Below are 20,074 nucleotides of genomic sequence, written 5' to 3'. Positions count from 1 at the left end.
TAAAAACTGAATGTAATGCTTCCCGAACTCCCCGCAAAAGGGGAAGGGGCTCCCTCCTTGAATTTGGGCAAGGATATTTCTAAATTACCTGTTAACGGCCGGGATTCTCCCGGTCGCCGTCCCATCAACCATCAGGACCCACAACTCCATGAGCCAGCTCATCACCATCGAACGCCACATCCTCGAGCAGCAGAAAAACTTCCCGGAAGCGACCGGAGAACTCACCGACCTGTTGAGCGACGTCGCGTTCGCCGCCAAACTGGTGCGCCGCGAAGTGGTGCGGGCAGGGCTGGTGGACATCCTCGGTTTTGCAGGCAGCACGAACGTGCAGGGTGAAGAGGTGAAGAAGCTGGATCTGTTCGCCAACGACAAGATCATCAACGCCATCGGCCAGCACGGCCGGTTCGCCATCATGGGCTCGGAAGAAAACGAAGGCATCATCATCCCACCGAAAAACGAGACCGGCAGTTACGCCCTGCTCTTCGACCCGCTTGACGGCTCGTCGAACATCGATGTCAACGTCAGCGTCGGCACCATCTTCTCGATTTACCGCATCAAGAGCAGCGACCCCGGCAACGCCAGCATCAGCGACTGCCTGCAGAAAGGCTCCGAGCAGGTCGCGGCCGGCTATGTCATCTACGGTTCCTCTGTCGTCATGGTCTATACCACCGGCCACGGCGTCCACGGCTTCACCTACGACCCGACCATCGGCGAGTTCCTGCTCTCGCATGAAAACATCACCACGCCCGGAAGCGGCAAGTACTATTCCATCAACGAGGGTTCCTACGCACAGTTCAACGACGGAACCAAGCGCTATCTCGACTATATCAAGGAAGAGGATCCGGCAACCGGCCGTCCCTACAGCACGCGCTACATCGGCTCCCTCGTCGCCGATTTCCACCGCAACCTCCTCACCGGAGGCGTCTTCGTCTATCCACCCACCACGAAGCACCCCAGCGGCAAACTGCGCCTCATGTATGAAGCCAATCCACTTGCATTCATCTGCGAACAGGCAGGAGGACGCGCAACCGACGGGCACCGTCGCATCCTTGACATCGACCCCTCTGAACTCCACCAGCGTACGCCGCTCTATATCGGCAGCATGGCGGACGTAAAGGTTGCAGAGGAGTTCGAACAGGGTATCCGCTGAGCATCACGCTCTCTTCCAGCGTATCGACCACTAAAAAAGCCGCCTTGCATAAGGGCGGCTTTTTTCATTCCACTGTTTCAGGCACTCACCCTCAGAGACTCCCCTTTTCGAACTCCGGGTAAAAGAAGCGCTGGATGCCCACCGTCATTCCCGTTTGGGCGTCAAGCGCCACGATGACTGCCGAGAAATGCACGTCGTCTTCTGCGCACTCGTATTTATGGGGGGTCTGATACAGCATGCGGTCTGTGGCCGACTTCGTCTGCATGCCGATGACCGACTGGAACGGGCCGGTCATGCCGGCGTCGGAGCAGTAACCGGTGCCTTTCGGGAGGATCCGCTCATCGGCGGTCTGCACATGGGTATGGGTACCGATGAGGGCCGATACCCGGCCGTCAAGGTACCAGCCGAGAGCGATCTTTTCAGCCGTTGCCTCGGCGTGGAAGTCGACAAAGACGAAGCGTGCCTGGTCCTTGACCTGCTTCAGAACCCAGTCGGCGGTCCGGAACGGGCAGTCGATGGGGTACATGAAGGTGCGCCCCTGCAGGTTCACCACGGCGATATTGCCGAGCCCCCCGGGAAGCGGGTAGATGCCGAATCCCCTGCCATAGGTGCCTTTCGGATAGTTGAGGGGCCGGAGTACCTTGGGATGGGTTTTGAGGGTATCGAAAAAGTTGAAATTGCTCCAGGTGTGGTTGCCTCCGGTCACCACGTCGACACCGGCCTCAAGCAGCTGGTTCAGGGCATCAAGACTGAGCCCTTTGCCGTTGTGGGCATTCTCACCGTTGCAGATGACGAAATCGATCTGGTGTGTCTTAATGAAGCCCTTCAGCATCAAGCCGACCATTTTCAGGCCCGGCGTACCGATTACGTCGCCGATGAACATAACCTTGAGGTTTTTTGCTGCCATGCTGTGCCGTCCTTTTGTTTTCCGTTGGGGGTTTGATGCTTAGATCTACAAGGTACGAAGGGAACAGCGGAATCTGAAGAACGCCATCTTCCTGAAAACAGAAAAACCCGGCTGGAATCCGGGTTTTTCTGCTCCATAGGAGCACTGCTCTCTATCAACGGGGATGATTACATCGCGTCGATGATGGCGTTGAGGGTTGCGCTCGGACGCATCGCCTTCGTGGTTGCCTCTTCATCGGGATGATAGTATCCACCCATGTCGACGGGGCTGCCCTGTGCTGCAATCAGCTCTTCATTGATCTTCGCCTCGTTGAAGGCGAGGTCTGCTGCAACCTGCTTGAAGCGGGCCTGCATGTCAGCATCGGCCGACTGTGCGACAAGCGCCTCGGCCCAGTAGAGGGCGAGGTAGAAGTGGCTGCCGCGGTTGTCGATCTGGCCGACCTTGCGTGCGGGAGACTTCCTGTTGTCGAGGAACTTTCCGATTGCGGCATCAAGGGTGTCGGCAAGAACCTGGGCTTTCTGGTTATTGAAAGCCCCGGCAAGGTGCTCCAGGGAAGCGGCAAGCGCGGAGAATTCGCCGAGCGAATCCCAGCGGAGGTAGCCCTCTTTCTGGAACTGCTGCACGTGCTTCGGAGCGGACCCGCCTGCACCGGTTTCGAAGAGACCGCCGCCCTGCATGAGCGGAACGACGGAGAGCATCTTGGCGCTGGTGCCGAGCTCGATGATCGGGAAAAGATCGGTAAGGTAGTCGCGAAGTACGTTGCCGGTCACCGAAATGGTGTCCTGGCCTGCCCTGAAGCGCTCGAGCGAGAAGCGCATGGCCTCAACAGGGTTCATGATGCGGATATCGAGCCCTGCGGTATCATGCTCCTTCAGGTAGCGGGTAACCTTTTCGATGAGCTGCGCATCGTGGGCACGGTTGCTGTCGAGCCAGAAGATGGCCGGTGCACCGGTTGCGCGGGCTCTTGAAACAGCAAGTTTCACCCAGTCGCGGATCGGAGCGTCCTTGGCCTGGCACATGCGGAAGATGTCGCCGGTTTCCACCGGCTGCTCCATCACGACGTTGCCCGCAGCATCCAGAACGCGGACGGTACCGTCTGCAGGTGCGAAGAACGTTTTATTGTGTGAACCATACTCCTCGGCCTGCTGAGCCATAAGGCCGACGTTCGGCACGCTGCCGATGGTGGAGGGGTTGAATGCGCCGTTTTTCTTGCAGTCCTCGATCATGGCCTGATACATGGTAGCGTAGCAGCGGTCGGGAATCATGGCCGTGGTGTCATGGAGCTGGCCGTCGGGTCCCCACATTTTGCCGCCATCGCGGATGACGACCGGCATGGAAGCGTCGACGATGATGTCGTTGGGAACATGGAGATTGGTAATGCCCTTGTCACTGTCGACCATGGCCAGAGCCGGACGGGTGGCATAGACTGCCTGGATGTCGGCTTCGATTTCTGCCTTTTTGGCTTCGGGAAGGGACTGGATCTTCAGGTACAGGTCACCGAGGCCGTTATTGACGTTGACGCCGAGTTCCCTGATGACGTCGGCATGTTTTTCAAACACGTCCTTGTAAAAAACGGTGACGGCGTGGCCGAACATGACGGGATCGGAGATCTTCATCATGGTGGCCTTCAGGTGCAGCGAAAGCAGCGAGCCGTTCTTTTTGGACTCATCGATCTCCCTGGCATAGAAGCTGCGCAGCGCGTTGACGTTCATGACGGCAGAGTCGATGACCTCACCGGCCAGAACCGGGGTGCTCTCTTTCAGGACAGAGGTGGAGCCGTCGGCACCAAAAAACTCGATGCGGACGTTGTCTGCGGATGGCATGGTGACCGATTTCTCGCTGCCGTAGAAGTCACCCGACGACATGTAGGCGATACTGGCTTTGGAGTCTGCCGACCACGCGCTCATCTTGTGGGGGTTTTTCTTGGCATACTCCTTGACGGAGAGCGGGGCGCGCCTATCGGAGTTGCCCTCACGGAGCACCGGGTTAACGGCGCTGCCAAGGACCTTGGCATAGCGCTGCTGGATTGTTTTTTCAGCATCGGTCGAAGGAGCTTCGGGGTATTCGGGTAAGCTGTAGCCCTGGGACTGCAGTTCCTTGATGGCAGCCTTCAGCTGCGGAATGGAGGCGCTGATGTTCGGCAGCTTGATGATGTTGGCCTCGGGCTTCATGGCGAGCTCGCCGAGTTCGGCAAGATAGTCCGGGATGCGCTGGCCTTCGGTCAGGCTGTCCGGGAAATTGGCGATTATTCGGCCGGCAAGGGAGATGTCCCTGGTTTCCACCTCGACGCCGGTACCCTTGGCAAAGGCCTGGATCACTGGCAGAAGGGAGTAGGTTGCAAGCGCCGGGGCCTCGTCGATCTTGGTATAAATGATTGTAGCGGTTTTTGCCATCTCTATTGTCGTTTTATTGAATGGTTGGTTACGGGAACTGCAGAAAAAAAACACGCTCCGCCAAGGCTGAACTCACAGTTTGGAACGGTGAAAGCAGCAGTGGTGGAAAGCCATCGAAAACGGAATAAAAGACCAACACGGAAGGGGCCCTTCCGTGAAGCATGATCAGCTGAAAAACACTGGAATAACTGGAACAAGGGGGGGGCTGCCGAAAGCCGGCGGGGCCCCCCGGAAAATCACTTGGCTGGCTTGAAATCCTCAAGACCGACCCGTTCGGCGAGTTCCTTGTCGTTGAGCACTTCGTGGGCAAGCTTGATCATGGGAATGGTTGCACCCATGGAGCTGTAACCGCCGTCATGGAACAGGTTCTGCATGGTGACCTTGCGGGAAAGGTCGCTGAGAATGGTCATGGCATATTCGGCACACTCCACGGCGGATGCGTTGCCGAGCGGCGACATGAGGTCGCTGTACTCGAACATTTTTTCGAATCCGGGGATGCCGCTGCCGGCCTTTGTGTAGGTCGGGCTCTGGGAAATCGTGTTGATGCGGATTCCGCGGCGGGCAAGCCGGGGGCCGTAGCTGCGGACGATAGACTCAAGAAGCGACTTTGCGTCGCCCATGTCGGAGTATGTCCAGTAGTTGCGCTGCGAAGCGATATAGGAGAGGGCCAGGACGCTGGCACCATCGTTGAGCACGTCGTTCTTCAGGGCGTAGGAGACAAGCCTGTGGAGCGAAAGGCCGGACACGTCCAGGGTGCGCATGAACCACTCGTAGTTCAGCTCCTCGTAAGGAAGCTGCTTGCGGATATTCTGCGACATGCCGATGGAGTGCACGATGAAATCAATCTTGCCGAGCTTCTCTTTCAGCTCACCAAAGCAGCTGTCGACATCTTCGTTCTTGGAAGCGTCGCAGACAATGACAGGAGCGTTACCGCAGAGAGCCGAAAGCTCATCGGTGTTGCCGAACCGCATCGCTGCGGCAACGTTCGAGATGGCAATGCTGGCACCTTCCCTGTGGGCGTGGACTGCAATCTGCCACCCGATGCTGCTTTCATCAAGTGGGCCGAAAACAATTCCTTTCTTCCCTTTCAACAGACCATAGTGCGCGTTCTCGGACATGATATAAGCTGGTTCTTTAACAAAAAATGGGGGGAGAGCCCCTTATTTCAATATTTCAAACAATGAAGATACAAGTTTCCGTGTAAAACTTAAACGTTTCGCTTCAAATTTTATCGCGATGCCCCGGAAACGCCCGTCAGATCTTCATCCGGCGTAGCGAGCGCAGCTTGTCAAGCACGTTGCGGTTGACATTCAGCTCTGCATCTTCCTTGTTCACGGGTATTTCCCGGAAAATGACACGGAGCAGACTGTCTTCGCGGACAAACTTCTCCATCTCAAGACTGTAGAGCGCCCTCGGCAGGGTTATGATGCGCTGGGCGCGGTCGACGGCGACGACGATGTCGGTGCCCATCCGCTCCACCGTCACCTCTTCGGCGTCCTTCAGGAAGGGGATCTTGATGCAGAGAATTTCACGGTGGTCCTCGGTGAGCTCGCTGCGCTTCGTCTCGATCCAGAAATTCTTTCCCGAGTAGAAGATCTTGTCAGGCGCCTGCTCTCCGAACACCATCTCGCTGATGCCGTACAGGGCATCGGGTCCGATGGGCTCGGTGCGCTGCAGGTGGCAGCGGAAGACCGGCGTGGGGTAGAAGGAGTTGTCGATCTCCATCAGGTACTTGCTGTGCAGGTCTGCCCAGAATTCGAAATACTCGCCGACGGTCCGCGATGTCGGAAGGATCTTGTTGATGACGATGCCGTCGATGTTGATGCCGTAAAGGTGCACGAAAGTGTACGCCCTTTTCGTCTCCAGGATTGAGAGCTTTTCCGGGTTGAGAACAAGCCGGAAGGTGACTTCGGGACTCAGAATGAACTGGTTGATGTCCTCCATCTGTTTGAGCAGCACATTGACCTCGTTGAAGAAGTCGTCGTCAGGGATGGATGCGCCCGAAAGCGGACGGGCGAGGGAGGACATGCTCTTGTAGAGCTTGAAGAACTGCTTGCCCATGTTGCCGCCGATGATGATTTCGGGATAGGCGAGCAGGCGGAGGGTGTTGCCGGTCGGGGAGGTATCGAGCACGACGGCATCCCACCTGCCGGAGTGCGCCTCGTCAAGCAGGCGGCTGAGGGCGAAGATTTCGTCAAGACCGGGCTGGGTAGTCAGCTCCGAGGCCATCCCGCTGTCGATCCCCTTGTTCTGGTAGGAGGTGGAGACGAATTTCTGGAATCCCGACATATTCTTCTTCAGCTCATAGACCGTATCGACCTCGAGGCCGTAAAGGTTCTCTTCTATTTTCTGCGGATCGTTGCGGCTGATGCGGAGGTTGAAGACGTCGGAGAGCGAGTGCGCGGGATCGGACGACATGATGAGGACCCGCTTTCCCGACCGGGCAAGAGCCACTGCTGTGCAGGATGATATGGTGGTCTTGCCCGTTCCGCCCTTGCCGGAGTAAATGATGACCCGGGTTTTGGGCTGGTTTTCTGTTAAATCCCTTGACAGCATAGGCCGCTCCACGGTTTGATGGCGCAAAAATTATTGTCATTCAAGGTACCATTTTCCCGTATCAGAGAAAAGCGGTCTTTTTACGGAGTGCGGCCTCAAGAAGCCGCATGTATTCGTCGTGCGGCACTTCTACAGCCCCGAGTCGACGGAGATGGGGGTTCATGATCTGGGCATCGAGCATGAGATAACCCTTCAGCCGGAGATGGCAGACGAGGTGCCAGAGCGCTACCTGGGAGGCGTAGGAGCGGCGGTAGAACATCGATTCCCCGAAGAAAGCGCCACCGATGGCGATGCCGTAAAGCCCGCCGGCCAGCTCCCCCCGGTAGCGGCACTCGACGCTGTGGGCAAGCCCGAGCTCATGGATACGTATGTATGTTTCGACAATCTCCCCGGATATCCAGGTTTCCGGATCGTCTTTGCGCGGGGCTGCACAGGCCCTGATCACGGCCTCGAAATCACTGTCGAAAAAGACCGAGTACTCACCCCGCCGCTGGAGGCGCAGAACATCACGCGAAGGGCGGTAGCTCTCAAGTGGAAAAAGTGCCCGCATCTCGGGACGGCACCAGTAGAGCTGGCCGTCGGAAGCATCGGCCATCGGGAAGAACCCTTCACGGTAGGCTTTCAGGAGGGCGTCAACCGGGATCATCGCTGAAATCGAGCAGAATGTCTCCAGGCGTCCGCTTCGGCACGTGGTGGATCCCGTTCGGGTCCCGGTAGTAGCGCACCGGATCGCCATCTCCGATCTGGTCGATCACCACCGTTTCGACCGGCTTTCCGAGCGCGAGAACCTGGAGTATCTGGTAGCGGTCGGGAATATGGAGGAGGCTTTGGAGGGCGGGCCGGTCAATGGAAGCGATGATGCAGCCACCGAGGCCTATCGAGGCCGCACCGAGCATGATGACCTCGGCGGCGATGCCGCTGTCGATGGAAAAGTCACTGGTGATCGAGGTGTCGCCGAGCATGACGATATAGGCTGTAGGGCGCTCCCCCGCTTCGGGACCCGGCCAGTCGGCCAGGTAGCCCGCCCATGACAGGAGAGGAAACAGGGCCCTCGAGCAGTCGGGGCCGCTCCGGGCAATGAACTTCAGCGGCTGGAGGTTCTTTGGCGAGGGCACATAGCAGGCAAGCTCCACCAGATCCCGGAGCACCCCGTCCTGGACTGCAACGCTCTCGTCGAACCGCCGGATGCTCCGGCTGCGGACAACGAGGTCCCTGAACTGCATCATACTCACCATCTTCACCCCCTGTCGCGCCATGCGGCGCCGGCAAAATGCGAAAGATCGTCCCACCGGCCGCTTGATATCCACTCGGAGATATAATCAACCGTGCGGGCGTAGCGGAGAGGTTTGCGTCCCGGGTTTTCAAGCCACTCACCCAGTATCTTCCGGTCAAGCGCGTGCATGGCCATGCCGTAGCCAAGCTGTTCCATGGCCATGGCGTTCGATCCCTGCTCGATCTGCCCGTCAAGGGGCCGGAGCAGCAGCTTGCGGCCAAGATGCAGAGCCTCTCCCGGCAGTTCGAAGCCTGCGTTGCAGACCACGCCGGAACACTCCGTAAGATCGCGGAGGAACCCCTCTCGCGAATAGGCCCTGAAATGCAGATGGCCCCGATCGCTGTCTTCCGACACCTTGCCATAGATATGGAATTCATAATCCTCGAACCCGGAGACGAACGCCGTGACGTCATCGATCTCCTCGAACGGCAGGTAGACGAGGATCTTGCCCTTCACGGGCTCCGGGGCAGCGTTGCCGTATAGGGCTGCAGGAATGACCGGAGGAAAGATCGGCTGGTTGAAATGATGCCAGTGCAGGCCGGCATTGTAACGGGCCGGGGCGAAATTCAGGAGGGTATACTTCTCGAAAATGTTCCCTCTGGTCTCAGGAATGGCGTACCGGAATGCGTACTGGTGGCCGAATCCGAGAGAGGGGACATTGCGGATGCGCGCCGCCATGGAGGTGATCGGCTCGAAGTCGGTGATGATAAGGTCGAGGCCCGCGGTGTCGAGGGTGAGGACATCGGCCATCAGGCGGCTGAAATCAAGCTGGAACATCGTCTCCATATAGTTCAGCTTTCCGCGGTAGGTGATGAGGGTCATTCCCTTCATCACCCGGTAGGGCTCGAACACCTCGATTTCGCGCAGCTCATCCTCTTTGCGGCCGCTGACGATGACTTCGACTTCATGCCCGTCTTCTTTCAGCTTCCTGACAAGTTCCCTGCTCCGGCTGATATGGCCGTTTCCGGTTCCCTGGACACCGAAAAGGATCCTCATGGTTCTCCTGCGTTTATGATTGGGGGCAGAGGGGGTTCCCCGGCCGGAATACTCGGACAACGCGAGTATGGGTCACTACGGTCAATAACGGCAAAGATCGCTTCATATCCATCCCTTACGGAACGATTTTCAGGTTCGCATACTGGACCATCAGGGTCTTTTCGCCGGCGCTCCTGAAAGAGATCCTCGCCTTCTGCTGTGAGCCCTTCCCCTGCAGCTCCACGACGATGCCGGGACCGAACACCGCATGGTGGACCTTCGCACCCTTCTTCATCCCCCCGGTTGCGGGGCGCGCAGCAGTCTCGGGTGCAGGGCTGCCGGACGCAGCGGGACGCCGGAAAGAAGCTGAAGCTGGCGCAGCCACTGCTGCAGGTGCGCCACCTCGCGATACGGCCCGTCCACCTTCACCCAGAAGAACCGACTGGTCGATCTCGCCGATGAACTTCGAGCGAAGGCAGTGCTGCGGCTGACCGTACAGATAGCGGCTCTGGGCCCAGGAGAGAAAAATCTTTTCACGCGCCCTCGTCACCGCCACGTAGAACAGCCGGCGCTCCTCTTCGAGCTGTTCGGGCTCGAAACAGTTGAGCGGGAACAGCCGCTCCTCAAGGCCGGTGATGAACACCACGGGGAACTCAAGGCCTTTTGAAGCGTGCACCGTCATGAGCGAGACGAAGTTGTCGGACTCCTGGGTCTCGTCGTAGTCGGAAGCCAGCGCGATATTCTCAAGGAAGTCTCCGAGAGAACCCCGATCGGGGTTGTGGTCCGAAAAGTCGCGGGCCATAGAGAGCAGTTCCTGCAGGTTCTCATGGCGGGCCAGCGATTCCGGCGTGTTCTCAGCCTGGAGCAGCGAGGGAATGGCGGTAAGCTCGAAGAGTTCGTGAAGCACGTCGTAGACAGTGCCGTCCACAGCCGTTTCCCTCAGTTTCTCGATCACCGCGGAGAACGAGCCGAGGGCCGTGAGCAGGCGCTGCGGGAACCCGCCCTCACCCGCAGAGCGTATTGCCTCATAGAGCGTCAATCCACGCTCTTCGGCAAACTGGCGCAGCTTCGTAATGCTGACATCCCCGATCTTGCGGGGCGGAAAGTTGATGATGCGCAGGAGCGATTCAGAGTCGCGGTCGTTCTGGATGAAGCGAAGGTATGCGACGGCATCCTTGATTTCGCGCCGCTTATAGAAGGAGACGCTGCCGAAGATCTTATAGGGAATCCGGCTCTGGCGCATGGCGTCTTCCAGCACGCGGGACTGGGCGTTGGTCCGGTAGAAGACCGCGAAACTGCGGAACTCCAGCCCCTTTTCACGGTGCATCGAAAGGATGCGCTCCCCGACCTTTTCAGCCTCATTGCGTTCATTGTATGCTTCAATCAGCGTCAGGGGATCGCCTTTGGCGCCCTGCGGCACCAGCTCTTTTTTGATCTGGCGGCTGTTGCGGCTGATGACGCTGTTGGCCGCCGTGAGGATGGTGGCGGTGCTTCGGTAGTTGTCGACCAGCTTGAAGGTCTCCGACTCACGGTAATCGTCCTGGAAGTTCAGGATATTGGAAATGTCCGCTCCGCGCCAGGAGTAGATGGACTGTGCATCGTCGCCGACAACGAAAATATTGCGATAGCGCTCGGCAAGCTGCTTGGTCACCAGATACTGCGCACGGTTGGTGTCCTGGTACTCATCGATAAGAATGTAGCGGAACAGTTCCTGCAGCTCATGAAGTACGTCGGGATGTTCCCGGAACAGCTCAAGCGGCTTTATGAGCAGGTCGTCGAAGTCAAGTGCGTTGTTCTCCCTCAGCTTCCTGGTATAAAGTTCATAGACCAGGGCCGCCTTCTGCTGGTTGTAGTCAGAAGCGTTCCGGTGGAACTCGGAGGGGAGGATGAAACTGTTCTTGGCCTTGCTGATGAGACCCTGCACCGTGTTGACCGGCACGGCGTCCTGCTGGATGCCGAGCTCAGTCATGGACTGGCGGATCAGGCTCTTGCTGTCGTCGGAATCGAAAATGGAAAAGCTCCTGCTGTAGCCAAGACGCTCGATATAGTCGCGCAGCAGGCGGGCGAACACCGAATGGAACGTGCCGATCCAGAGCCCTGAGGAGGCGCCCGGGCCGAGGAGCGTGTCCACCCGGTGGCGCATTTCTCCAGCGGCCTTGTTGGTGAAGGTAAGGGCGAGGATGTTCTTTGAAGGGACTCCCTTCGTCCCTATCAGGTGAGCGATGCGGTAGGTAATCACCCGGGTCTTGCCGGAGCCGGCTCCGGCAAGCACCATGACGGGCCCTTCCGTTGTGCTGACGGCGCTTTGCTGCACCGGGCTGAGGTCGCGTAAAAAATCGGTCAAAACAGTAGGAGCCCTGTTGATTGTTGTTCGTGACGGACATGCCTGAAGGTGCCGCCGCCCGTTGAAGTTCGTATAAGTATAGCCATTTTACAACTTTTTAGGGCATCCCGCCATAAGGATGTTTTTCACTCCACAAGGAACCCGAAAGAGGCAATTCTCTACGGGAGTTTCAGGGGGAGTTGCTATATTGAAGTACAGAGCCATGCTCACTTAACACTGCAATAAACCGATGTTTCCACTCGTCTACGAAATCAACACCCGGATCTGGCTGCAGAAGCTCGGCCGGCTCAACAACCGGCCGGTCACGCTCGGCAACGTTCCGGACTCGGAGTTCCGGTTCTTTTCCGAATCGGGATTCGACATGGTGTGGCTCATGGGAGTATGGAAACCCAGCGAGTACAGCCGGGCCATAGCCACCTCGCACCCCGACCTCAGGGCCTCGCTGCTCGAGCATCTTCCATCACTCCAGCCGGCCGACATAGCCTCTTCTCCCTATTCCATCCCCTCCTACACCGTCAACGAGGCGCTCGGAGGGCACGATGAACTGCTCCTGTTCCGCGAGAAGCTTGCCCATTACGGCATCCGGCTCATGCTTGACTTCGTGCCGAACCATCTGGCTCTCGACAACCAGTGGCTGCCGGCCCACCCTGAATTCTTCATCTCCGTCTCGCAGGCCGAACGCAGCCATGACCCCGGTTCAAGCTTCGAATACGCACAGGGAAAATATCTCGCCTACAGCCGCGATCCTTATTTCCCGTCCTGGACCGACACCCTGCAGATCAACTATGCCAATCCCGCGACGCATGCGATGATGACAGGGAACCTCCTGAAAATCAGCGAACTCTGCGACGCCGTCCGTTGCGATGTTGCCATGCTGGTGCTCAAGAGCGTGTTCAACACCACATGGAAGAACCTCAGCGGGCATATGAAGGACGAGTTCTGGGGTCCGGCAATCGCCGCCGTAAAGGCACGCCATCCGAAATTCACGTTCCTTGCCGAATCATACTGGAACAAGGAGTGGGAACTGCAGCAGCAGGGCTTCGACTTCACCTACGACAAGCCCTTCTACGACTACCTAGCCAGTGCGCCGGTCAATGTCGAAAAGCTGAAAGGCCACATGCAGGCCCAGTGGAGCTACCAGCAGCATCTCTGCCGTTTCATCGAGAACCATGACGAACCAAGAGCCGCAGACAAGATGGGGCTGAACAACCGCGCCGCAGCGCTCTGCTGTCTCATGGCGCCCGGCATGCACCTCGTGCACCAGGACCAGATGGACGGGTACCGCCACAAAATCCCTGTGCAGCTCATCCACCAGGCGCCTGAACACGCGGACCGCGACCTCGGCGACCTCTACCGGAAACTCTTCATCCTGCAGCGTGATCCGGCCTTTCAGGAAGGACAGATCGAATGGCTCGACCTTCAGGGATCGAACCACACCCACTGCATCGGCTTCCACCGTTTCACCCCGGAGCGCCACGCCTTCGTCCTTGCCAACTTCGGCTCCACGGGCATCGCCTTCGACGTCACGCACCCAGTGCTCGAACAGGTGGAGCGGAGCCAGATCGGCGTCCTCAGCACCGCACACGGCAACCGGACCGCGGCGCCGCACCTGTCCGGACAGGTCATACAGGTACGGCTTGCTCCACATGAAGCCGTAGCGATAACATTCTAAGGCGCAAGACAACGCCAAACAATGCCAGCAACCCACCCTATGATGCGCATCCATAGAACGACTCTGGAACTCTGCACCAGGAAGCCTATCGAGATCATTGACATAACCCGGGCGGCAGAGGACGCCGTGGCCGGTTCGGGCCTCAAGGACGGCCTCCTCACCCTCGTCAGCCGCCACACCACCGCGTGTCTCAACATCAATGAACAGGAAGAACGGCTGATGGAGGACATCGAAACGTTCCTCAAGCGCCTCGCCCCGAAAGACGGGAACTACCTCCACAACCTCCAGCCCATCGACGGACGGGACAACGCCCACTCCCACCTGCTCGGGCTCTTCATGAACACCACTGAAACCATCCCATTCTCGGAAGGCAGACTCATGCTCGGCCGGTGGCAGTCGATCTTCTTCATCGAACTTGACGGACCACGACCCGAACGCAGCGTCCTCATGCAGGCAACCGGCATCTGAAACCCCCAGCGCCATGAACGACACACGCCCTCTCCTTGACCGGATCCTCTCCCCGCGCGACCTGAAAAAACTCTCGACGAAGCAGCTGCAGCAGCTGGCCGACGAGTGCCGCAAGGAACTGATCGAGCTCATCGCCATGAACGGCGGGCATTTCGCATCCAGCCTCGGCGTCACCGAACTGACCGTTGCGCTGCACCATGTATACAACACCGAAGAGGACCGGATCGTCTGGGACGTGGGGCATCAGGCCTACATCCATAAAATGCTGACCGGCCGGCGCAGCCGGATGCAGACCAACCGGAAATACGGCGGCATCGCCGGCTTCCCTAAAATCCATGAAAGCCCGCACGATGCGTTCGGCACCGGACACGCCTCAACCTCCATCTCAGCAGCGGCCGGCATGGCGGCGGGCAGGGACCTCAAAGGGGGTCGGGAAAAAATGGTGGCCGTCATCGGTGACGGAAGCATGACAGGCGGCATGGCATTCGAAGCCATGAACCACCTCGGAGACCTGAAAAGCGACGTGCTCGTCATCCTGAACGACAACCAGATGGCCATTTCTCCGAGCACCGGCGGACTCAAGAACCACCTTGTCGACATCACCCTCAACAAGACATACAACAAGGCACGGCGGCTCCTGTGGAACTCCATGTCGCTGCTCAACCACGAGGGCGCGAAGAACGCCCTCCGCCGGCTTGAGGACGGCATGAAAGCGGCCCTCACCCCGGGAGCCTTCTTCGAGGCCCTCGGCCTCCGCTACTTCGGGCCGATCGACGGCCACGACATGGGGCGCCTTGTGCGCGCCCTCAAAGAGATGCACGAACTTCCCAACCCCAAACTGCTCCATGTCGTCACCACCAAGGGCAAGGGGTTCCTTCCGGCAGAAGAAAACCAGAGCGGGTGGCATGCGCACAGCGGAGGATTTGATACGACAACCGGCATGACGGCAAAGAAAACGGGCGCGCCCGATCCGCCGAAATATCAGGAGATCTTCGGAGAGGCACTGGTGGAAATGGCCCTGAAAGACCCGGCCATCACCGCCATCACGGCCGCCATGCCGAGCGGCACCTCGCTCGACCTGTTCGAGAAAGCGGCCCCGGACCGGTTTTATGATGTCGGCATCGCCGAAGGCCACGCCGTGACCTTCGCCGCAGGCCTTGCCCTGGAAGGACTGAAACCGGTCTGTGCCATCTACTCGACCTTCCTGCAGCGGGCCCTCGACCAGCTCATCCACGACGTTGCCCTGCAGAACCTCCATGTGGTGTTTGCCATCGACCGGGCAGGACTCGTCGGCGAAGACGGACCAACCCATCACGGCGCCTTCGACCTCTCCTTCCTCCACGCCGTCCCGGGTCTCACCATCATGGCACCCTCTGACGCCCAGGAACTGCGCGACATGCTCCATACCGCCCTTTACCACATCGAAGGGCCTGTGGCCATCCGCTACCCGAGAGGCAGCAGCGGCGGCGGCCCGCTCCGGAAAGACTTTACCAGGCTCGAGCCCGGCAGGGGCCGGATCATCCGGGAAGGGACCGGACCGGTTCTGTTTGCGATCGGTTCCATGGTGCAGGCGGCAGTCGAGGCCGCGGCACTGCTTGAAGCGGAGGGCATCAAACCCGACATCGTCGACATGCGCTTTCTCAAGCCGCTCGACACCGCCCTCATCGACCGGCTCGCCGCATCGGCAACCCACATTGTCACGATTGAGGAAAACAGCATCCTCGGCGGACTCGGCAGTGCAGTCAGCGATCATCTTGCATCATCGCCGAAAAAGACACCACTCCTGAAAATAGGTCTGCCCGACCGGTTCATCACCCACGGCAGCATGCAGGACCTCTACCGGGAAACCGGCCTAGATGCGGCAGGGATAGCTGAACATGTGAAGGAGTTCTACAGGACGCCCGTCCACTGAGCCGGCACAATAAGGAGTACCAGCCGGACAGAGACATTGGCAAGGAGGCCGGCCAGAAGATCATCGGCCATGATGCCCCATCCGCCCCGAAGACGTTGGGCCATATCGACTGGACCGGGCTTGAGGATATCGTAGATACGGAAAAAAAGAAACGCGAGCAGGGCGGGGACCGGCCCTGCCGGCAGAAAAAGAAGCGCAAGCCACTGGCCGGACAGCTCGTCGATCGTCACCTCGGAAGGATCCAGGCCTGCGGACTCCTCCATGACTCCGCCGGACCACACGCCGAACACCGCTGAGAGGAGCACTCCCCCTGCCAGAACAACCGGATCCTGCAGAACGGGAACCAGGAGATAGAGCAGAACAGCAAGAGCACTGACGATCGTCCCGGGAGCAAGAGGGAAATACCCTACAAAAAAACAGGTCGAAAGCGCCCGGGCGAAGTGGAACCCTGCCCCCTCAGCTGCGCTCTTCATGCTTTCCGGTAATGACCTGCCAGTTGTCAATAAGGTATGAAACGCCTGTTGCCACCGTCACCACCGTCACGGCAAGCATGATCCAGTCGAGGACGCTGGAGTTGAGAAAGCGGAGGATCGCATCTGACGACCCTCTGCCGAAGAGCGCAGCCTCTTTCAGGAAAATCAGTACCATCACGAGGTAGGCGAACACGTTCTGGAAAAGGGTCTTGTACTTGGCCTGCCGGGAAGTCACCACCGGATGGTCCCGGAACTCCGCCCAGCTCCTCAGCGCCGTCACCACAACATCGCGCAGGACGACCAGCATCACCATCCAGAGGGAGATGTAGCCCATCCACACATAGACGAGAAAAGCTGCAGTGATGAGCAGTTTGTCGGCAAGCGGATCGAGAAACGCGCCGATCCGGGTCACTACGTTGAACCGGCGGGCATGCCAGCCGTCGTAGAGATCGGTCAGGCTGGCCACCGTAAATGCAATCACGCCAAGAAGCTTGAGGAATGCATCATCCTGCAACAGAAGCATGACAAACACCGGGACAAGCAGTATCCGGAGAACCGTCAGCTGGTTCGGTATGGTGAGGAAGCTCTCCTGCTGTGCTTTCAAGGGATGAAATCGGTTGAATCAGTGGATACCACCGGAAGGCCCGGTGGCAATGACAATAATTGCAACAAAGATACCAAAATTAAATTCTTTTCGGAAGCCGGGCTTCCGGCGGGTTTTTCTCTTTTCAGGCGAGCGTGACGATAGTCACTCCCGAGCTCCCTTCGCCCTGCCCTCCCAATCGCCAGGAGTGGACATGGGGGTGGTTTCGAAGCACCTCTTCAGTGCGTCGGCGGAGGGCACCGGTGCCCATGCCGTGGATGATGGTGGCACGCTCGATGCGGTTGAGCCGGAGAGCGTCGAGGAAGCGCTCGATTTTCACGGCAGCTTCGTCGCCGGTCAGGCCGCGCAGGTCAAGCGTTGTTGATTCTACAGGGGATGTAGTTGCGTTCCATCCCACAAAACGGGGTGCCGGGGCGCCGGCCGCCTTGCGGACCTGGCGTTTCGAGGTCTTCTCGAGGTTCGAAAGCGATGTGGTAAGACGGAAGGTACCGCAGAGTACGACGGCCATGTCCCCCCTGAGGCTTTCGATCTCTCCGGATGCCGAGGTATCGAGGAGCTGGACAAGATCCCCGGGACGGATGCTCCGATCGAGGGTCGGGGCCGGGGCATCCAGGAGCAGAGCCTCTTTTTTTTCAGCATCACCGGCTCTTGATGCCAGCTTCCGACGGGCCTCCTGAACGGCACGCGGGTCTCCGGCCGCCGCATTGGCTTCGGCAAGAATGTCGCGGATCTCGAGACGCGCCCGATGCAGCTCCCGCTGCAGTTCCTTCGAGGCCTTCTGTCTCTGCTCCCGATCCCGTCGCCGGAGCATGCTTTCGGCCTCCGTGACGGCCTGTTCCCTCAATAGAATACTGGCTGACTGCGCTTCAAGCTCCAGATGGAGCAACCGGTTGGAGGCCAGGAGCTCCTGCAGGTCCTCGAGCAGTTCCTCCAGGCCCCGGTGGCCTTCGCCGATGGCGGATTCGGCTTCCCGGACCATGGCGGGAGGAAATCCCATCCGCTGCATCATGGCAAAAGCGAAACTGCTGCCCGGTACGCCCTTGATGAAGCGGAAGGTCGGCTGGAGAGCCCGGCGATCGAACTCCATGGCGCCGTTCACCACGCCTTCGCGGCTGTGGGCGTATGCTTTGAGGTCTCCAAGGTGGGTGGTGACGATAGCCTTCGTACCGCGCCGGAGGAGCTCTTCAATGATGGTGCGGGCAATGGCGCTCCCCTCTTCGACATCGGTCCCCGAACACAGTTCGTCGATCAGCACCAGCGATCCACGCCCTGCCGCATCGAGGATGCGGCGGACCTCGCGGAGGTGCGAACTGAACGTCGACAGATCGTTCTCGATGGACTGCTCGTCGCCGATTTCGATGCCGATGCTTGTGAAAAGCGGGAAAACGGAGCTTTCGCTGCAGGGCAGAAGATAACCGTGCAGGAGCATGAAGGAGAGCAGGCCGGCTGTCTTCATGGCAACGGACTTTCCTCCGGCGTTCGGGCCCGAAATGATGAGCACCTGTTCATTTAAACCGAGCTCCAGATCAAGAGGCAGCACTTCGCGGTCGCGGTGGGAAATAAGCAGCCAGGGATGGTAACCCCGCTTGATGCGGAACTCCGTTCCCTCTGAAAGAGCTGGCAGCACGGAACGGGTTTCGAGTGCGAAACGGGCACGGGCATAGAGTGAATCGAAGGCCGCCATGAGGGATGCGCCCGAAAGAAGATCGGGAAGTTCAGGGCGGATCCTGGCCGTCGTTTCCCTGAGTATCCGCTCGATCTCCCGCCGCTCCTCGATCTCTCCCTCGAGAATGGCATTGGTGATCTCCATGCACTCGGCAGGCTCAAGAAAAACGGTCTGGCCGCTGCCAGAGTAATCCTGCACAAAGCCCGGCACACGGTGGCGGTACTCGAGGCGCATCGCGAGGCATTGGCGGCCATTGCGGATGGTAAGGGTATCCTCCATCAGCCAGCCGCTCGAGCGGCATCCGCCAAGGATCCGCTCCAGCGTGCGCCCGAGCGCCCGTCGCCTGTCGACAAGGGCACGGCGGATCCGGGCAAGTTCTCCGCTGGCCGAACTCTTCACCACCCCCTGTTCGTCGATGACCTCCCTGATGACCGGCCGTACAAAAGCATCCTCCGGAATCCCGGCCCCGAACACGGCAAGGCGGGGCCGGAGCTCGGCCTCCCGGACCATTCGGCGCCGGAGCCCTGCTGCTGCATCAAGAAAGAGGTGAAGATCCTGAAGCTCGCCGGGCTCAAGCACACCCCCATGCATCTCGAGCGTGGCAAGCAGGGGGCGCATGTCCGCAAGGGTATCGAAAGGGAGCGTGGAACCCTCTTCGAGAAAACCTTTCAGCTCAAGTACCCGCTCGAGCTCCTCCTGCAGTTCCCGGTGCCCGGAAAACGGCAGAGAGGAAGACAGGGTGTCGCGTCCGTAGACTGAGAGGGCGTAGCCCGCCGTATGGGCGACGACCCTGTCGAATTCAAGTTTTCTGGAGGTACCCTCTGCCATCTCGTCTCGTTTCCCGTATGGTTTGCGGTTGGATGGCAAGATACGCGATGGGCCGGAGAGTTTTGCCGCTTTGCGCATTTTTTCATTACTTTCGCAATGCAGAAAAAAGCGTCGTTTCCTCCGGAATCATCATACTGAATGCACCATGCGCCTCGCCGTCAACATCGACCATATCGCAACCCTCCGCAATGCACGCAATGAAGGCGAGCCCGACCCCGTCGCAGCCGCCCTGCTTGCCGAGGAAAGCGGCGCAGCGGGTATTGTCTGCCATCTGCGTGAAGACCGTCGCCACATACGCGACAACGATCTCAAAGGGCTCCGCCGCTCGGTGAAGACCAAGCTCGATCTGGAGATGGCCATGACGGAAGAAATGCAGCGGATCGCCATCGAAACAGTACCGGAACTCATCACCCTCGTGCCTGAAAAACGAGAGGAGCTGACAACCGAGGGCGGGTTCGATATCGAACGGCACTTCAAGCGGCTCGCCCTTTTCATCGAACCAATACGGGCTGCTGGCATCGAAGTCAGCCTTTTCATCGAACCCGACAGCCGTTCCATCGATCTGGCAGCCGAAGCCGGATCGGACCTCGTCGAGCTCCATACCGGCTCATACGCCCTGAAAAGCGGAGAGGAGCAGACTGCGGAATTCGAACGGATCCGGCATGCGGCAAAATATGCCGTAGACCGTGGTCTCAAGGTAGTCGCAGGCCACGGACTCAACTACCGCAACATACAGCCGTTCCGCCAGATCCCCGAGATAGAGGAAGTCAGCATCGGCCACGCACTCATTGCACGGGCAGCCTTCGTCGGCATCCCCGAGGCCGTCCGGGAAATGCTCGACCTCATCGGCTGA

At 59.0% G+C, this 20,074-nt stretch carries 16 protein-coding genes; 5 read left to right on the top strand and 11 right to left on the bottom strand.

All coding sequences use genetic code 11. The features are described from left to right. Positions 1-148 precede the first annotated feature (148 nt). Positions 149-1,150, top strand: a complete 1,002-nt coding sequence (gene fbp, locus PLUT_RS02390; protein ID WP_011357224.1) for a class 1 fructose-bisphosphatase — start codon at positions 149-151, stop codon at positions 1,148-1,150. Positions 1,151-1,241: 91 nt separating this feature from the next. Here the strand turns inward: fbp and PLUT_RS02385 are convergent, their stop codons facing one another. From PLUT_RS02385 to PLUT_RS02350, 8 genes are all read right to left on the bottom strand, one after another. Continuing rightward, positions 1,242-2,057: a TIGR00282 family metallophosphoesterase gene (locus PLUT_RS02385; RefSeq protein ID WP_011357223.1), complete on the bottom strand. Its 816-nt coding sequence runs from the start codon at positions 2,055-2,057 to the stop codon at positions 1,242-1,244. 167 nt (positions 2,058-2,224) lie between these two features. Next, entirely contained in the window at positions 2,225-4,450 is a 2,226-nt protein-coding gene (locus PLUT_RS02380; RefSeq protein ID WP_011357222.1) for an NADP-dependent isocitrate dehydrogenase, read from the bottom strand. A 236-nt stretch (positions 4,451-4,686) separates the two neighbouring features. Next, complete coding sequence (locus PLUT_RS02375) at positions 4,687-5,568, bottom strand: enoyl-ACP reductase FabI (RefSeq protein ID WP_011357221.1); 882 nt, start codon at positions 5,566-5,568, stop codon at positions 4,687-4,689. A 136-nt stretch (positions 5,569-5,704) separates the two neighbouring features. Continuing rightward, a complete protein-coding gene (locus tag PLUT_RS02370; RefSeq protein WP_011357220.1) occupies positions 5,705-7,006 on the bottom strand; it encodes an ArsA family ATPase in 1,302 nt (433 codons plus the stop codon). A 61-nt stretch (positions 7,007-7,067) separates the two neighbouring features. After that, positions 7,068-7,652 (bottom strand): leucyl/phenylalanyl-tRNA--protein transferase, encoded by a 585-nt coding sequence (gene aat, locus PLUT_RS02365; RefSeq protein WP_011357219.1) that lies wholly within the window; start codon positions 7,650-7,652, stop codon positions 7,068-7,070. Beyond that, the gene (locus PLUT_RS02360; RefSeq protein ID WP_011357218.1) at positions 7,639-8,232 is read right to left on the bottom strand and encodes a nitroreductase family protein; all 594 of its coding nucleotides are present in this window, start codon (positions 8,230-8,232) and stop codon (positions 7,639-7,641) included. Before PLUT_RS02360 ends, aat begins: the two co-directional genes overlap by 14 nt. Positions 8,233-8,243: 11 nt before the next feature. Further along, a complete protein-coding gene (locus tag PLUT_RS02355; protein WP_011357217.1) occupies positions 8,244-9,275 on the bottom strand; it encodes a glycosyltransferase family protein in 1,032 nt (343 codons plus the stop codon). Positions 9,276-9,390: 115 nt separating this feature from the next. Then, entirely contained in the window at positions 9,391-11,598 is a 2,208-nt protein-coding gene (locus PLUT_RS02350) for an ATP-dependent helicase (protein WP_011357216.1), read from the bottom strand. Between the two features lie 229 nt (positions 11,599-11,827). On the opposite strand from PLUT_RS02350, the gene PLUT_RS02345 reads away from it, so the two are divergent. Genes PLUT_RS02345 through dxs form a run of 3 tightly spaced genes read left to right on the top strand, consistent with a single transcriptional unit; the run spans position 11,828 to position 15,650 of the window. After that, positions 11,828-13,270, top strand: a complete 1,443-nt coding sequence (locus tag PLUT_RS02345) for an alpha-amylase family glycosyl hydrolase (RefSeq protein ID WP_011357215.1) — start codon at positions 11,828-11,830, stop codon at positions 13,268-13,270. A gap of 42 nt (positions 13,271-13,312) precedes the next feature. After that, entirely contained in the window at positions 13,313-13,738 is a 426-nt protein-coding gene (locus PLUT_RS02340) for a secondary thiamine-phosphate synthase enzyme YjbQ (protein ID WP_041463999.1), read from the top strand. Positions 13,739-13,751: 13 nt separating this feature from the next. Next, on the top strand, positions 13,752-15,650 hold the full coding sequence (gene dxs / locus PLUT_RS02335) for a 1-deoxy-D-xylulose-5-phosphate synthase (protein ID WP_011357213.1): 1,899 nt from the start codon (positions 13,752-13,754) through the stop codon (positions 15,648-15,650). Here dxs and PLUT_RS02330 read toward each other — a convergent pair. The 3 genes from PLUT_RS02330 to PLUT_RS02320 all read right to left on the bottom strand — a co-directional run bounded on the left by PLUT_RS02330 (position 15,629) and on the right by PLUT_RS02320 (position 19,221). Then, positions 15,629-16,123: a phosphatidylglycerophosphatase A family protein gene (locus PLUT_RS02330; RefSeq protein WP_011357212.1), complete on the bottom strand. Its 495-nt coding sequence runs from the start codon at positions 16,121-16,123 to the stop codon at positions 15,629-15,631. The genes dxs and PLUT_RS02330 overlap by 22 nt on opposite strands. Beyond that, complete coding sequence (gene pgsA, locus PLUT_RS02325) at positions 16,107-16,727, bottom strand: CDP-diacylglycerol--glycerol-3-phosphate 3-phosphatidyltransferase (RefSeq protein WP_011357211.1); 621 nt, start codon at positions 16,725-16,727, stop codon at positions 16,107-16,109. Before pgsA ends, PLUT_RS02330 begins: the two co-directional genes overlap by 17 nt. 124 nt (positions 16,728-16,851) lie before the next feature. Further along, positions 16,852-19,221, bottom strand: a complete 2,370-nt coding sequence (locus PLUT_RS02320; RefSeq protein ID WP_011357210.1) for an endonuclease MutS2 — start codon at positions 19,219-19,221, stop codon at positions 16,852-16,854. A gap of 145 nt (positions 19,222-19,366) precedes the next feature. Between PLUT_RS02320 and PLUT_RS02315 the strand changes: the two genes are divergently transcribed. Next, entirely contained in the window at positions 19,367-20,074 is a 708-nt protein-coding gene (locus PLUT_RS02315) for a pyridoxine 5'-phosphate synthase (RefSeq protein ID WP_011357209.1), read from the top strand.

The organism is Pelodictyon luteolum DSM 273 (assembly GCF_000012485.1).
Taxonomy (GTDB): Bacteria; Bacteroidota; Chlorobiia; order Chlorobiales; family Chlorobiaceae; genus Chlorobium; species Chlorobium luteolum.
The sequence above is the reverse complement of the archived record's forward strand: the minus strand, read 5'-3'. Positions and strand labels throughout refer to the sequence as shown.

What these genes read in the sequence shown, in the direction of transcription:
- fbp (WP_011357224.1), top strand. Translation starts at nt 149, where the DNA reads ATGAGCCAGCTCATCACCATCGAACGCCACATCCTCGAGCAGCAGAAA.
- PLUT_RS02340 (WP_041463999.1), top strand. Translation starts at nt 13,313, where the DNA reads ATGCGCATCCATAGAACGACTCTGGAACTCTGCACCAGGAAGCCTATC.
- PLUT_RS02375 (WP_011357221.1), bottom strand. Translation starts at nt 5,568, where the DNA reads ATGTCCGAGAACGCGCACTATGGTCTGTTGAAAGGGAAGAAAGGAATT.
- PLUT_RS02315 (WP_011357209.1), top strand. Translation starts at nt 19,367, where the DNA reads ATGCGCCTCGCCGTCAACATCGACCATATCGCAACCCTCCGCAATGCA.
- PLUT_RS02370 (WP_011357220.1), bottom strand. Translation starts at nt 7,006, where the DNA reads ATGCTGTCAAGGGATTTAACAGAAAACCAGCCCAAAACCCGGGTCATC.
- PLUT_RS02385 (WP_011357223.1), bottom strand. Translation starts at nt 2,057, where the DNA reads ATGGCAGCAAAAAACCTCAAGGTTATGTTCATCGGCGACGTAATCGGT.
- PLUT_RS02345 (WP_011357215.1), top strand. Translation starts at nt 11,828, where the DNA reads ATGTTTCCACTCGTCTACGAAATCAACACCCGGATCTGGCTGCAGAAG.
- aat (WP_011357219.1), bottom strand. Translation starts at nt 7,652, where the DNA reads ATGATCCCGGTTGACGCCCTCCTGAAAGCCTACCGTGAAGGGTTCTTC.
- PLUT_RS02355 (WP_011357217.1), bottom strand. Translation starts at nt 9,275, where the DNA reads ATGAGGATCCTTTTCGGTGTCCAGGGAACCGGAAACGGCCATATCAGC.
- PLUT_RS02380 (WP_011357222.1), bottom strand. Translation starts at nt 4,450, where the DNA reads ATGGCAAAAACCGCTACAATCATTTATACCAAGATCGACGAGGCCCCG.
- dxs (WP_011357213.1), top strand. Translation starts at nt 13,752, where the DNA reads ATGAACGACACACGCCCTCTCCTTGACCGGATCCTCTCCCCGCGCGAC.
- PLUT_RS02320 (WP_011357210.1), bottom strand. Translation starts at nt 19,221, where the DNA reads ATGGCAGAGGGTACCTCCAGAAAACTTGAATTCGACAGGGTCGTCGCC.
- PLUT_RS02330 (WP_011357212.1), bottom strand. Translation starts at nt 16,123, where the DNA reads ATGAAGAGCGCAGCTGAGGGGGCAGGGTTCCACTTCGCCCGGGCGCTT.
- PLUT_RS02360 (WP_011357218.1), bottom strand. Translation starts at nt 8,232, where the DNA reads ATGATGCAGTTCAGGGACCTCGTTGTCCGCAGCCGGAGCATCCGGCGG.